This window comes from Yersinia sp. SCPM-O-B-9106 (C-191) (assembly GCF_026183365.1).
Taxonomy (GTDB): Bacteria; Pseudomonadota; Gammaproteobacteria; order Enterobacterales; family Enterobacteriaceae; genus Yersinia; species Yersinia rochesterensis.
This window is the reverse complement of sequence record NZ_CP110791.1, coordinates 419,390-433,967: the sequence shown is the minus strand read 5'-3', so window position 1 is coordinate 433,967 and position 14,578 is coordinate 419,390. Positions and strand designations below refer to the sequence as shown.

Genomic DNA, 14,578 nt, shown 5'->3' with positions numbered 1-14,578 from the left:
GCCACAGAAACTTATGACCACAGGAGCTTATGACCATAAAATTTAGCGGGTGATACCCGATGTCGCGCCACGAGCCGCTCGCCATTGCCGCTCCCGCTGTAGTGTTTCCAAGGCCATCGGCGTCACCAGTTTCAGTGCTTTGGTAGGGCAAACCTCAATACAGGCCGGGCCAGCCTCCCGCGTATGACACAAATCACACTTGTGCGCCCGCGCCCGCTCGGGGCTGTGATTATTCGCCTGCTCAATGATATTCATCGCCCCAAATGGGCAGACCAACATGCAGGTTTTGCAGCCGATACAGCGCGAAGCCAACACCTGCACCCCATGCTCGCCAGTAACAATCGCCCCATTTGGGCAAGAGTTCTCACAGGGGGCATCCTCGCATTGATGGCAGAGAATCGGGGTGCTGACCGCAAAACTTTTCATCACGCTCAGACGCGGGTGGAACTGTTCCGGCGTAAGGGTGCTGGCCCTATTATCCGCGCTGTGGGCCACCACACAGGCGATTTCACAGGTGCGGCAGCCAATGCACTGGGTCATATCGGCAATAACAAATCGGTTCATCTTCTCTCCTGGCCACCAGCTAAAAAACATTAATCACTTACAAAACATGAAGATAATAAGCAATGCTTTCGGCCGCTTTGCGCCCCTCGGCAATGGCAGTCACAATCAGGTCCGCACCGCGCACGATGTCCCCCCCGGCGAAGATTTTGGGATTACTGGTTTGATACGGATAGCCTGAGATGGTCGGCGCAACCACCCGCCCCTGTTTATCCAGCACCACATTGTGCTCGGCCAGCCACGACATGCGGTGTGGGCTGAAACCAAATGCCATGATCACCGCATCGGCAGGAATAATATGTTCGGAACCGGCGATAGCCTGCGCCTGCCTCCGCCCTTTGGCATCCGCCTGACCCATTTCGGTACGCACCATTTTGATACCCGTCACCTGCCCCTGTTCATCGACCTCAATCCGTTGCGGTTGGAGATTAAACATAAAATCAGCTCCCTCTTCGCGCGCATTTTTGACCTCGCGCTTGGAGCCTGGCATGTTCTTTTCATCGCGACGATAGGCGCAAATGACATTCGCGGCCCCATGACGCAATGAGGTGCGCACACAATCCATCGCCGTATCACCGCCACCTAACACCACCACCCGCTGGTTTTCCATGCTGACATAGGGGTGAGCGCTGCTGGCGGTATAGCCCATCAGATGTTGGGTATTACCAATCAGGAATGGCAGGGCATCGTAAACCCCTGAGGCATCTTCATTTTCCAGCCCGGAGCGCATCGAGCGGTAGGTGCCGACCCCCAGAAAGAGCGCGTCATAATCACTGAGCAAACTCTCCATCGTGATATCGCGACCAATCTCGGTATTCAGGCAAAACTCGACCCCCATCTCGCTGAAGATCTCACGCCGGCGGCTCATCACCCCTTTTTCTAATTTGAATGCGGGGATACCAAAGGTCAGTAAACCGCCGATTTCGGGATAGCGGTCAAACACCACGGGCGTGATGCCATTGCGCACCAAAATATCTGCACAACCTAGGCCCGCAGGCCCTGCGCCGATAATCGCCACCCGCTTGCCTGTCGGTTTGACCTGCGACATATCGGGCCGCCAGCCCGTGGCTAATGCGGTTTCCGTGATATGCCGCTCAATCTGACCAATGGTGACGGCACCGTCATGGTCATTGAGTGTGCAAGCCTGCTCACACAGGCGATCTTGTGGACATACGCGGCCACAGATCTCTGGCAAGCTGCTGGTTTGATGGGATAATTCTGCCGCTTCATGGATGCGTCCCTGATGGGCCAAAGCAATCCATTTTGGAATCGCGTTATGTAGCGGGCAAGTCCACTGGCAGATAGTTTTATCGCCACAATTCAAGCAGCGCTCCGCTTGCTCATTGATCTGACCGTCGGTGAACGGCAGATAGATTTCAGCAAAGCCGCTTTTCCGTTCCGCCAGTGGAATCTTTTTCGGCTCCCGCCTTGGGGTGCGTGGGCGCTGCAACAAATTGACGGGGGCAGCATCGCGGATATTTTTGCTTAGCGGGCTGAAAGAGTGCGTCACACCGGCAGAAGTGGCGCTGCTAAACAGGCGGCCATTGTGCTCATTCAGTGCCGTGCGCTGACGTTTTAGCCGCTGCTGGTTCAGCAGATAGTGCTGATCGACCAGTGTCAGCGCCTGAGTTGGGCAGGTTTTGATGCAGGCGGGGCCATCAGGCTGGTCAATACAAAGGTCGCATTTCTGTGCCTCAGTGCGCTGATAAGCATCGGCCAGACGATGGCTGGCGGGCTGGACGGTCTCAGTCACCACCGTCATCATGCCAAATGGGCAGGCAATCATGCAGGTTTTACAGCCGATACATTTTTCCTGAATAACCTGAATACTATTATTCATCTCAACAATGGCCCCATTGGGACAAGTGCTGGCACAGGGGGCGTCTTCGCAGTGATGGCAAAAAACTGCCGTCGCACTCAATGTGCCATTAACACTCCGCGGGTCATTAAAATCTTGCCGGCCCTTAAACACCTTAAGCCGGGGCGTGAAGTATTCCGGTTTATCAGGGAATTTGCCCTCATGATGTGCCACCACACAAGCAACTTCACAACTCCGACACCCAATACAGCTTTCGGCGTCAGCAACAATAAATGGATTCATCTTATTTTCCCAGAAGTCATACTATTGCCGGATAAATAGTTATTATTTGCAACAACGTTTCACAACTCTATCAATTCATTAACCTTACAAACATAGTGGCTATAATGCGATATTATTACAATTAATTTTTGATGCAAAAGAATTGGGCTAATGCTGATATTTTTGGTTAATTAAATTGGCAAACGCCCTAATGAAAAAGAATTAAATCCAGGAGGAAGAGATTCAAAATAGGCGATTACCCCGTTTATTCTTTTTTATAAAGGGGATTAATTGGTTCAGGATGAACTGACCCTTTAATTAATCTCGTAGTTTCACTGATTAAAGAGTGATCTAGATCACTTTAATTCCAGATATCAACCGGATTTTATTAAAATCAAGATGAATTGTGATGTTAAGCCCATTGTGCTGTACAGCCACACAACAATTAAATGATTTACCCACATTTTTTTGGGCCGATGCACAATGCGATTTATTGCCCATCTCCATATAATGTCCACAGCGCTAATGAAGACATTTTGATAATTAAATTTTGCACTTATATGACACCAAATAAAAAATAGGTTATTGCATCTGATTCATAACGAACATAAATGCGGCAACCTAAAAAATGATTTATAGAGGGTATAAAAATGAGTCTGGAAGCCGCTGTACCTGAAAAACGGACCCACGTCCGATATATAATATTATTGATTATCTTTATTGTGACGGCAATTAACTACGCTGACCGGGCAACATTATCTATTGCGGGCACCGAAGTAGCAAAAGAGTTGCAATTAGATGCCGTGGCAATGGGCTATATCTTCTCTGCATTCGGTTGGGCTTATCTGCTGATGCAAATACCAGGCGGCTGGTTGCTAGACCGCTACGGCTCCAAACGTGTCTATACCTACAGTTTATTCTTCTGGTCACTTTTCACCTTTACGCAAGGCTTTGTTGACATGTTCCCGATAGCTTATGCTGCTATCTCCATGTTTATCATGCGCTTTATGTTAGGTTTTTCTGAGGCACCCTCTTTCCCGGCTAACGCCAGAATTGTCGCGGCTTGGTTCCCGACGAAAGAGAGGGGCACCGCATCAGCCATATTTAACTCTGCACAATACTTCTCACTGGCTATATTCTCTCCACTGTTAGGGTATTTAACCTTTGCTTGGGGCTGGCAGCATGTATTTACCGTCATGGGCGGGTTGGGTTTTGTATTAACCATCGCTTGGGTTAAATTTATTCATAACCCAACGGATCACCCTGATATGTCTGCTTCAGAGCTTGAATACATCAAACAAGGCGGTGCCGTTGTTGATATGGATCACAAGAAACCTGATGGTCATAAAAGTGGTCCTAAATTAGATTACATGAAACAATTGTTATCCAGTCGAATGATGTTGGGCGTCTTCTTCGGGCAATACTTTATTAATACCATTACCTGGTTCTTCCTCACCTGGTTCCCTATTTATCTGGTGCAAGATAAAGGAATGTCTATTTTAAAAGTGGGTATGGTGGCCTCTATTCCCGCCTTATGTGGATTTGCCGGGGGTGTATTAGGCGGCGTATTCTCAGACTCACTCATTAAGCGCGGCCATTCACTGACCTTCGCCCGTAAACTCCCTATCGTGTTAGGGATGCTATTGGCATCCAGTATTATTCTGTGTAACTACGTCGACAGTGACGTTGTGGTCGTGGCATTGATGGCATTAGCCTTCTTTGGCAAAGGTTTCGGTGCCTTGGGTTGGCCGGTCATTGCCGATACCGCCCCTAAAGAGATTGTTGGCCTGTGCGGGGGAATGTTTAACGTCTTTGGTAATGTCGCTTCTATCGTCACCCCTTTGGTTATCGGCTACTTGGTGAGAGAGTTACACTCCTTTAATGCCGCATTAATCTTTGTGGGTTGTTCTGCCCTACTGGCGATGTTCTGCTACTTATTTATTGTCGGTGATATTAAGCGACTGGAATTAAAAACTTCCTAATGGCATAAAAATAGAATTTAAGACGAATAGTATTCAAGATAAATAATGGCTGTATTGAGAAGAATAACAGTTATATTATCGATATAAATATTATAAGGATAATATTATGAGCACTTGTAATCGTCCTGTAGATAACCCGCTTTATATTAAAGTACAGGACGCGGATAACGTTGCCATTGTGGTGAATAACAATGGGCTTTGTGCTGGCACCCGGTTTAAATGTGGCCTCGAACTGATTGAGCATGTCCCACAAGGCCATAAAGTCGCCTTGGTTGATATCCCTCAAGGCGGGCCGATTATCCGCTATGCCGAGGTGATTGGCTTGGCAGTCCGCGATATTGCCCGTGGTGGCTGGATAGATGAATCACTGGTCGAGTTACCTGCCGCCCCCGCGCTGGAAACTTTGCCCCTTGCCACCGCCGTCCCCGCCCCATTGCCGCCACTGGAGGGTTACACCTTTGAGGGCTACCGCAACGCGGACGGCAGTGTCGGCACCAAAAACCTGCTCGCCATTACCACCAGCGTCCATTGTGTGGCGGGCGTCGTCGATTATGTAGTCAATATCATTGAGCGCACGCTGCTGGCGAAATACCCAAATGTCGACGGCGTGGTCGCGCTCAATCACCTTTATGGCTGCGGGGTTGCCATCAATGCCCCCGCAGCGGTTGTGCCCATTCGCACCATTCACAACCTGGCACTCAATCCCAATTTTGGCGGGGAAGTCATGGTGGTGGGCCTCGGTTGTGAAAAGCTGCAACCTGAACGCCTACTGGAAGGGACGCCGGATGTGCAGGTTATCTCACTGGATGAGAGCAATATTGTGCGCCTACAGGATGAGAAACACGTGGGCTTCCGCTCAATGGTCGATGAGATCCTGCAAGTGGCTGAAAAGCACCTGCAACGCCTGAACCTGCGCCAGCGCGAGACCTGTCCGGCCGCTGATCTGGTGGTGGGCATGCAATGTGGTGGCAGTGATGCTTTCTCTGGTGTGACCGCTAATCCTGCGGTGGGCTACGCCTCTGACTTGCTGGTGCGCTGCGGGGCGACAGTCATGTTCTCGGAAGTGACCGAAGTCCGCGATGCCATCCATTTGTTAACACCGCGCGCCGTCAACGAAGAGGTAGGCAGACGGCTGCTCGAAGAGATGAAATGGTACGATGACTATCTCGAAACCGGTAAAACTGACCGCAGCGCTAACCCTTCTCCGGGGAATAAAAAGGGCGGGCTGGCAAATGTGGTTGAGAAAGCACTGGGTTCAATTGCCAAATCGGGCCGCAGCGCCATTGCGGAAGTGCTCTCTCCCGGTCAGCGCCCAACTCAGCGAGGGCTGATATTTGCCGCCACACCCGCCAGTGATTTTGTCTGCGGCACCCAACAATTGGCCTCTGGCATTACCGTGCAGGTATTTACCACCGGGCGCGGCACCCCCTATGGGCTAGCGGCAGTGCCGGTGATCAAAATGGCGACGCGCACTGATCTGGCTAACCGCTGGCATGATTTGATGGATATCGACGCCGGAACCATTGCCACTGGTGATGCAACCATTGAAGAGGTCGGCCAGCAATTATTTGAATTGATTCTGGATATTGCCAGTGACCGCAAGCGCACGTGGTCAGATCAGTGGGGGCTGCGCAATGCCTTGGCAGTGTTTAACCCCGCGCCTGTGACCTAAAACTTTCTGCACCGCGACTTTCTGCACTGCTCTTGGCCGGGTCACTGACTCGGCCTTGTTTGTTCACCCCACGACTTTTGCTCACCCCGCTACTCCTGTTCCCCCAACTGCAAGGCCACATACAGCAACAGACGGTCATCAAAGTTCGCCAAATCCAGCCCTGTCAGCTCCGAAATACGATTCAGCCGATATTCCAAGGTGTTACGGTGAATGAAAAGCGCTTTTGCCGTCGCCGTCGGCTGTACATTGTGGCGAAACCAACAGGCTAACGTCCGGCGCAGCAGGCCATTGCTGTCCATTGCCCGCAATTTGGCTAACGGCAACGCCAGCTCATTGGCTTGCCAGCCGCCGCGCAGACTGTCCAGCAGAACCGGCAGCACCAAATCCTGATAGTAATAGCTACGTTGCTCCGGCAACCGCTGTTTGCCCACCGCCATCGTGGTGCGGGCTGTTCGGTATGAGCGGGCAATGCTGCCGGGGCCAGTAAAAAAGTTCCCCAATGAGAGCCGCACCCGCAAGCGGCCTCGCTCCGTCATGCGGGAGAGTAACAACTCCATCCGCCGCCGATGGTCAATAGCATCCCAGCGGCCATGACTGTTCAGTGCCGGTTTCAGCACCACCATTTCAGTCAGGGAGACAATCGCGATCAGGTTGTTGCGCTCCGGCGTCGTCAGCAGGGTTTGCAGCTCCTGCAACTCCGACATGGCGCTGTCGACACTCAACTGGCCGCTGTCCACATCCACCACCGCCACCACGCGTGGCTCATTGATATCTACCCCAAGCCGCTGCGCCCATTCAATCAGCGCGGGTGATATCTCTTCAGTACGAATTAGGTTGAGTACCAGCTCTTCACGTAAACGGCTGTCTTGCGCCAGCAGATGCACTAGCCGCGCCTGCTCCATCATCATCTCTGCGGCCATGCAGACCAGTTCGCCATATTGGCGCAGTTGGCCCGGATTGCCAGTCAAACCAATCACCCCGACGATCTCCCCCTCAAGGCGCAACGGCAGGTTGATCCCCGGCCTCACGCCGTGCAACTGGCGAGCCACCGCGTCATCAATATCGACGATCCGGCCATGAGAGAGCGACAATAGCGCCCCTTCATGCAGCTCGCCGAGGCGCTCTTCATCGCCGCTGCCAATGATCCGCCCTTTGCCATCCATTACATTGATATTGGTATCAATGATCTTCATGGTACGGGTGACGATCTCTTGGGCTAGTCGGGGGTCAAGATTATATACACTCATGGAAGGGCCTCAATCTGGGCTGATGCACCAGCATATGAGGTCTGACGAGGGATTACATTGGACAAATGCCCAACTTACATCATGAAGAGAAAGAGTTGCGGTGAGGGTCACAAAAATGGCGAATACCAGCGGGGTGTTGTGGGAAATAGGGGCGGTCAGACAGGAGATCGGGGCCAATCCATCGTCAGCCCTGATCACCTGCAAATTAGGCTTTGCCCGCCGCCATACCTATCGCCAGTGTCGCGGCGATATTCCGTGCGGTTCGGAACACATTATCGGCGGCATTATCCAGCGCCTGCTCTAAAGTGCAAATACTGTAAATCACACTGAATACCGCATCCAGACCCTGCTCATACACCACATCCACATCGTCTGTCAGGCTACCGGCAATCCCAATCACCGGTTTGTTATAACGTTTAGCCACTCTGGCGACCCCAATAGGAACCTTGCCGTGAATGGTTTGGCTGTCGATGCGCCCTTCGCCAGTAATCACAAAAGTGGCGTCCCGCACCAGTGCGTCCAGACCGAGCGCATCCGTCACAATATTGATGCCAGGGCTTAAGGTCGCCCCACAAAATGCGAGCAGTGCCGCACCTAATCCCCCTGCCGCACCCGCCCCTTCAACCTGATCAACGTCAATATCCAGATAACGTTTTATCACGCCAGCATAGTGCAATAACCCCTCATCCAGTTGGGCGATCATGTCTGGTGTCGCGCCTTTTTGCGGCCCGAAAACTGCCGAGGCCCCTTCGCTGCCGGTTAGCGGGTTAGTGACATCACAGGCGACATCAATTTGGCACTGCTGAATACGGGGGTCGAGGGCGGTGATATCAATCACATCCAGATCAGCCAGTTTATCGCCCCCCAACCCCAGCGGCTGGCCCTGCTTATTCAGCAGCTTAACCCCCAGCGCCTGCGCCATACCTGCGCCACCATCATTGGTTGCGCTGCCACCGATACCGATAATGATATGTTTCACCCCCTGATTCAGCGCGTGCAAAATCAGTTCACCCGTGCCATAGGAGGTGGTTTTCAGTGGATTGCGCTGCGCGATGGGGACAAGCTCCAGCCCGCTGGCGGCGGCCATTTCAATAAATGCGCACTTTTCATCACCGGAGATACCGTAAAAAGCATCGACGTTATCCCCTAACGGGCCGGTCACATCGACCTTGATAATTCTGCCAGCAGTCGCCGCGACCATGGCTTCTACTGTGCCTTCGCCACCATCAGCAACCGGCAACTTGATATAGTGCGCGTCAGGAAACTGGGTGCGAAAACCCGCTTCAATCTGCACCGCAACCTCTAGCGCGGATAAACTTTCTTTATAAGAGTCCGGGGCGATGACTATTTTCATAAATGATTCAATCTCATGAGCTATCCGACATCACGCAGGCTCAGACTTTATCAATCAGCCGTTCAGGATATCGGGATGCTTATCAGTATAGCTTTGCTACTCAATGGTCGGCACCTGAGAGTGCCGACATCACTGATTAACGTGTCACTTCAACAACTAACGTGTCACTTCAACCTTGGCCAATTTCTCGTAATAACAGGCCAACGCGCTGTGGTCGGCATCACCCAACCCATCCGCTTTCAGTGCCTGCATCATCTCCATGACGGCCGCAGTCAGTGGCAATTGCGCCCCTACGCCGTGGGACGTGTCGAGAGCATTAGCCAAGTCTTTGATATGTAAATCAATGCGGAAGCCCGGTTTGAAGTTACGATCCATCACCATTGGCGCTTTAGCTTCCAGTACGGTACTGCCCGCCAGCCCACCACGAATGGCCTGAAACACCAGATCAGGATTCACGCCCGCTTTGGTCGCCAAGACCAGCGCTTCAGACATCGCTGCAATATTCAGCGCCACCACCACCTGATTAGCCAGCTTGGTCACATTACCAGCACCGATATCTCCGGTATGCACCACAGAGCCACCCATAGCTTTCATGATGTCGAAGCACTTATCGAACACCGCTTTATCGCCGCCGACCATTACGGACAAGGTGCCATCAATGGCTTTTGGCTCGCCACCACTGACCGGCGCATCTAACATGGCGACCTGTTTTACCCCCAGTGCTTCGCTGATTTCACGGCTGACCAAAGGGGCAATCGAACTCATATCAATCAGCACAGCCCCCGGTTTTGCCCCTTCAATCACGCCATTCTCACCTAACACCACCTCTTTCACATGGGGGGAGTTAGGCAACATGGTGATAATAATGTCACACTCTGCTGCTAGCGCTTTTGGGGTGGCCGCCGCAGTCGCACCGGCACTGAGCAGCTCATCCAGTGCCGCAGAATTCCGATCAAGGACCATTAATGAGTAGCCTGCTTTCAACAGATTTTTACTCATTGGCTTTCCCATAATCCCTAAACCAATAAAGCCGATTTTCATTTGTCACTCCTCAATTTAAGTCGCAAGGCCGTCAATACGGCAGCGCTGAATGCTTGATACAGACTCACTACTATTTCTTAAATTTGTCGCACAGCGCCTGAGTTGCACTGCGGAATACCCCCAAATCACTGCCGACCGCCACAAAAGTGGCGCCCCACTCCAGATAGCGGCGGGCATCAGCATCAACAGGGGCCAGAATACCGCTCGGCTTACCCTGCGCTTTGGCGCGGTCAAAAATATGACGAATCACTTTTTGTACTTCGGGATGGTTTGGCTGCCCCAAATAACCCAGCGCAGCGGAGAGATCCCCCGGCCCGACAAATATGCCATCCACCCCCTCGACTGCGGCGATAGCATCCAGATTGTCGACCCCTAGCTGACTTTCGATTTGCACCAGCACGGTAATGTTGTCATTGATGGTAGCGAAGTAGTCCGGCACAGTGCCGTAATGGTTGCCACGATGGGAGACGGAAACCCCGCGTATCCCTGCGGGCGGATAGCGGGTTGAAGCCACCGCACGTACCGCCTCCTCCTCACTCTCAACAAAAGGAATCAGGAAGTTGTAGAAACCGATATCCAATAAGCGCTTGATAATAATTGGCTCATTGCAAGGTGCGCGTACCACGGGGGCGCTGCCGCTACCTGTCAGAGCCATAAGCTGCGGAATAAATGTCGTGACATCATTCGGGGCGTGTTCACCGTCCAATACCAACCAATCAAACCCCGCCAGACCCAGAACTTCCGCTGAGATATGATTTGCCAGCGCACTCCAGCAGCCAATCAGGGTTTGCCCTTGCTGTAGGTTGCGGCGGAACTGATTAGGATAATTTGGGAGACTCATTTTCGATCCTTATGATAGAACGCCCGGCCTGAAACGAAGGCTCGATACAGGGCGTTATGCAATTCAGGTTGCCAGCGCACACAGCACGCATTTTGTGGCTTAATCTTGTGCCTGTTTCTGTACGATTCGGTATCGCTACAATTCACGGTAATCATTATAAAAACTACGTTCCAATAAACCATCGGGCAAAAGAACAAGAATAATAAGTTATTCGTGAATGCTTATAGGCAGATGCACAATACAATGCAGACTGCTTCACAGACTCTGGGCGCGGAAAATCACCTAATACTTAGGATGCTATCGATGAGCCACTAAAGAGTTCACCAGATCTCGCCACAGTAGTGATAAGGTACAGAGTCGGCAGGTGGAGAGTGTCAATCCGTTTTGAACTCTCTGCCGCTGGCACTATTTGCGCAATAGGCCAAGGTAAACCACACTTGCCAGAGACGAAGTTGGAGGAGAGCAACGTGCAACGTGAACAAGTATTAAGCAGTGCGCTCAATCTGTTAGAGCAACAAGGATTGGCAAATACGACTCTGGAGATGCTGGCAAAAGAGGTCTCGGTTGAAATCAGTGACCTAACCCGTTTTTGGCCCGACCGCGAGGCACTACTGTATGACTGCCTGCGCTACCACGGTCAGCAGATAGATACCTGGCGGCGTCAATTGCAGTTGGATGAGACATTATCGCCGAAACAAAAGCTACTGGCGCGCTATCAGGCGCTCAGTGAACAAGTACAAAATAAACGCTATCCCGGCTGCTTGTTTATTGCAGCCTGTAGCTTCTATCCCGATGATATCCACCCTATCCACCAATTGGCAGAGCAACAAAAAGAAGCCTCGCTGCACTATACTCTGGAATTACTGAGAGAGATGGAGGCTGATGATGCCGAGATGGTCGCCCAGCAAATGGAGTTGATTTTGGAAGGTTGTTTGAGCAAGTTGCTGGTAAAACGCCAACTGGCCGATGTTGACGTCGCTAAATGTCTGGCAGAAGATGTATTGGCCGTCGCCCAGTGCCGAAAAAATGGTGCATTAAGCTAAGCTGAGCCAGGGTAGGATTTCAGGCCAATTTGCGCAGAACTTTGCACTTTTGCCTGAAAAGAGAGCGATCAACACGCTTTTAGAGATTTTAAGCTATAAATTCGTTGACGATCAGCGCCCAATACGGTTTAATGCGCCCCGTTGCCCGGATAGCTCAGTCGGTAGAGCAGGGGATTGAAAATCCCCGTGTCCTTGGTTCGATTCCGAGTCCGGGCACCACCTTATTATCAATGGACGTCAACTGACGTCCATTTTTGCATTTAAAATCCTGCTGTTACTGCTATCATCCCACTACTCCATATCAACTGAATTCAACCTGATTCTACCTACATCAAGTTACACCTGTGGGCACAAATGCGGGTACAGTCGAGTTCGATAATTATTATACCCACAAAATCTATTCCGGAGGCCATCCATGGCACTCACCGATGTGAAAGTGCGGTCAGCAAAAACCGAAGATAAACCTTACAAACTGACTGACAGCGATGGCATGCATTTGCTGGTTCATCCCAATGGGTCAAAATATTGGCGGCTACGTTATCGCTATCTCGGTAAAGAAAATACCTTGGCATTGGGCGTCTACCCCGCCCTTTCACTTTCAGAAGCGCGGGCTAAACGCGACGCCGCACGCAAATTGATTGCCGAGGGCTCCGACCCCAGTGAGGTCAAGCGGGCAAAAAAGGCTTTACCCGATGCCACTCAAACATTCGAAGTTATTGCCCGGCGCTGGCATGCTGCTAATAAGCAATGGTCTGAGCAACACAGCGCAAAAGTGCTCAAAAACTTGGAAATGTATCTGTTTCCTGTGAACGGTACTCGCGATATCGCTTCACTCAGGACACCCGACCTGCTCATCCCTATTCGGGTAGCCGAAAATGCAGGTTTTCTTGAAGTGTCTGCCCGTCTACTGCAACGCACCACCGCCATCATGCGTTATGCCGTCCAGTGTGGGATCATCGATTACAACCCAGCTCAGGACATGGTTGGCGCTCTTACCACGGTTAAACGCGTTCACCGGCCTGCCCTCGAACTTAATCGCATCCCAGAGCTGCTGTCGCGTATTGAGGGTTATAAGGGCCAACCTCTGACTCGTCTGGCAGTGATGCTCAATCTGTTCGTTTTTATTCGTTCCAGTGAACTTCGTTATGCACGCTGGAGTGAAATCGATACAGAAAGAGCACTTTGGACCATCCCGGCAGAAAGAGAGCCTATCCCCGGTGTTAAATTCTCACACCGAGGTTCAAAGATGCGCACCACGCATCTGGTCCCACTCAGCCAGCAATCGTTAGCTATGCTGGAAGAGCTTCGCCTTTCTGGTGGTGAGAGTGGTCTGATATTTCCCGGTGATCATGATCCTCGTAAGCCCATCAGTGAAAACACCATCAACAAGGCATTACGTTTGATGGGGTATGAGACCAAGACGGAAGTGTGTGGCCATGGTTTCCGAGCGATGGCGTGCAGTGCATTGATTGAGTCGGGCTTATGGTCACGGGATGCGGTGGAGCGGCAAATGAGCCATCAGGAACGTAATAGTGTTCGGGCAGCGTACATTCACAAAGCCGAGTTTCTGGATGAGCGTAGACTGATGCTTCAATGGTGGGCTGATTTTTTGGATACTAATAGGGAGAAGGTAGTTAGTCCGTTTGATTTTGCAAAACAGTATGTTCCTAAGTAATAAAACTCCGGCTTGTGTATGCAGATAAAAACAGTATCCGGTGAACGGCTTTGTTGAATAAATCGGATTGAGGCAAAAGCTTTCGCGAATTGACGAGCTATCAGGCAATTCGCACACTTTCTGGCATCCCTGCACGCGTCATTTTGTTTAAGGCACGGATCCTCTCCGACCTGTGCATCATAGTCACGCAGCGTCAGGTGCCCGCCGAACAGTTGTTTTACACGATACATCTCCGTTTCCGCCACCGACCGCTGGTTGTAAGCTGTATTCCATTTCCACCAGGCGTTACTCCCCGTAAGCCGTTGCCGGGCAACCGCCTTATTTCTATCGGCATATTCAGCCGGCCAGTAACCCGCCCGGGTTCGCGGCGGGATAAGTGCTTTGATGTTCTTACGCCGCAGTTCGTCGTGGCACCGCCGGGTGTCATAAGCTCCGTCGGCTGAAGCGACCCTGATTTTCCGATGTGTCTGGCGGATAAGTCCCGGGAATGCCTCTGCATCAGTCACGTTGTTCAAGGACATGTCAGCCCAGATAACCTCATGCGTATCAGCGTCCACCGCCAGATGCAGTTTCCGCCAGATGCGGCGCTTTTCCTGACCGTATTTTTTCACCTTCCACTCCCCTTCACCGAAGACTTTTAATCCGGTGGAGTCGATAACCTGATGGGCAATTTCGCCGCGCGTGGGGGTTTTAAACGGAATGTTGACGGACCTGGCCCGTCTGCTGACACAGGAGCAATCCGGGCAACGTAGCGGAAGTTTCATCAGGGTAAAAATGGAATCAATAAATCCCTGCGCGGCACGCAGCGTGAGGCGAAAAACACGTTTGAGCATCAGTACGGTAGAAATAGCGAGTTCAGAATAATGTTGAGGACGGCCACGTGAAGATGTATTGGGCTTGTCATACCAGGCCTGAATAGCCGACTCATCAAGCCAGAAAATCAGTGAGCCCCGATTGACGAGGGCTTTGTTGTAGACGTTCCAGTTGGTGATTTTAAACTTTTGTTTTGCCACGAGATACCGCTACAGGATCGGGAATGTGGTGATCTGATCCTGATTACGGCTAAAAGTTCGATTTATTCA

Annotated in this window: 10 protein-coding genes, 1 tRNA gene and 1 pseudogene; 5 read left to right on the top strand and 7 right to left on the bottom strand. The window is 51.5% G+C overall.

What is annotated here, in order from left to right:
- Nucleotides 1-42 precede the first annotated feature (42 nt).
- On the bottom strand, nucleotides 43-564 hold the full coding sequence (locus OP863_RS01945; protein ID WP_145588130.1) for a 4Fe-4S dicluster domain-containing protein: 522 nt from the start codon (nucleotides 562-564) through the stop codon (nucleotides 43-45).
- Between the two features lie 37 nt (nucleotides 565-601).
- The gene (aegA, locus tag OP863_RS01940) at nucleotides 602-2,662 is read right to left on the bottom strand and encodes a formate-dependent uric acid utilization protein AegA (protein WP_265525833.1); all 2,061 of its coding nucleotides are present in this window, start codon (nucleotides 2,660-2,662) and stop codon (nucleotides 602-604) included.
- Nucleotides 2,663-3,291: 629 nt separating this feature from the next.
- Between aegA and OP863_RS01935 the strand changes: the two genes are divergently transcribed.
- The gene (locus OP863_RS01935; protein WP_145591756.1) at nucleotides 3,292-4,623 is read left to right on the top strand and encodes an MFS transporter; all 1,332 of its coding nucleotides are present in this window, start codon (nucleotides 3,292-3,294) and stop codon (nucleotides 4,621-4,623) included.
- Nucleotides 4,624-4,729: 106 nt separating this feature from the next.
- Complete coding sequence (garD, locus tag OP863_RS01930) at nucleotides 4,730-6,295, top strand: galactarate dehydratase (protein WP_265525832.1); 1,566 nt, start codon at nucleotides 4,730-4,732, stop codon at nucleotides 6,293-6,295.
- Nucleotides 6,296-6,384: 89 nt separating this feature from the next.
- Here garD and OP863_RS01925 read toward each other — a convergent pair whose 3' ends face one another.
- The 4 genes from OP863_RS01925 to garL all read right to left on the bottom strand — a co-directional run bounded on the left by OP863_RS01925 (nucleotide 6,385) and on the right by garL (nucleotide 10,778).
- Nucleotides 6,385-7,542, bottom strand: a complete 1,158-nt coding sequence (locus OP863_RS01925; protein ID WP_038637004.1) for a CdaR family transcriptional regulator — start codon at nucleotides 7,540-7,542, stop codon at nucleotides 6,385-6,387.
- A gap of 205 nt (nucleotides 7,543-7,747) precedes the next feature.
- Nucleotides 7,748-8,896, bottom strand: a complete 1,149-nt coding sequence (locus OP863_RS01920; RefSeq protein WP_038637006.1) for a glycerate kinase — start codon at nucleotides 8,894-8,896, stop codon at nucleotides 7,748-7,750.
- Nucleotides 8,897-9,052: 156 nt separating this feature from the next.
- Complete coding sequence (gene garR, locus OP863_RS01915; RefSeq protein WP_145591755.1) at nucleotides 9,053-9,937, bottom strand: 2-hydroxy-3-oxopropionate reductase; 885 nt, start codon at nucleotides 9,935-9,937, stop codon at nucleotides 9,053-9,055.
- Between the two features lie 70 nt (nucleotides 9,938-10,007).
- Nucleotides 10,008-10,778 (bottom strand): 2-dehydro-3-deoxyglucarate aldolase, encoded by a 771-nt coding sequence (gene garL / locus OP863_RS01910; RefSeq protein WP_038637013.1) that lies wholly within the window; start codon nucleotides 10,776-10,778, stop codon nucleotides 10,008-10,010.
- Between the two features lie 467 nt (nucleotides 10,779-11,245).
- Between garL and OP863_RS01905 the strand changes: the two genes are divergently transcribed.
- The 3 genes from OP863_RS01905 (at nucleotide 11,246) to OP863_RS01895 (ending at nucleotide 13,496) form a co-directional block, all read left to right on the top strand.
- Nucleotides 11,246-11,821: a transcriptional regulator gene (locus OP863_RS01905; protein ID WP_265526221.1), complete on the top strand. Its 576-nt coding sequence runs from the start codon at nucleotides 11,246-11,248 to the stop codon at nucleotides 11,819-11,821.
- A 143-nt stretch (nucleotides 11,822-11,964) separates the two neighbouring features.
- Nucleotides 11,965-12,040, top strand: a tRNA-Phe gene (locus OP863_RS01900).
- A gap of 196 nt (nucleotides 12,041-12,236) precedes the next feature.
- Nucleotides 12,237-13,496 (top strand): tyrosine-type recombinase/integrase, encoded by a 1,260-nt coding sequence (locus OP863_RS01895; RefSeq protein ID WP_265525831.1) that lies wholly within the window; start codon nucleotides 12,237-12,239, stop codon nucleotides 13,494-13,496.
- Between the two features lie 100 nt (nucleotides 13,497-13,596).
- Here OP863_RS01895 and OP863_RS01890 read toward each other — a convergent pair.
- Nucleotides 13,597-14,509, bottom strand: a pseudogene (locus OP863_RS01890) (IS5 family transposase).
- Nucleotides 14,510-14,578 lie beyond the last annotated feature (69 nt).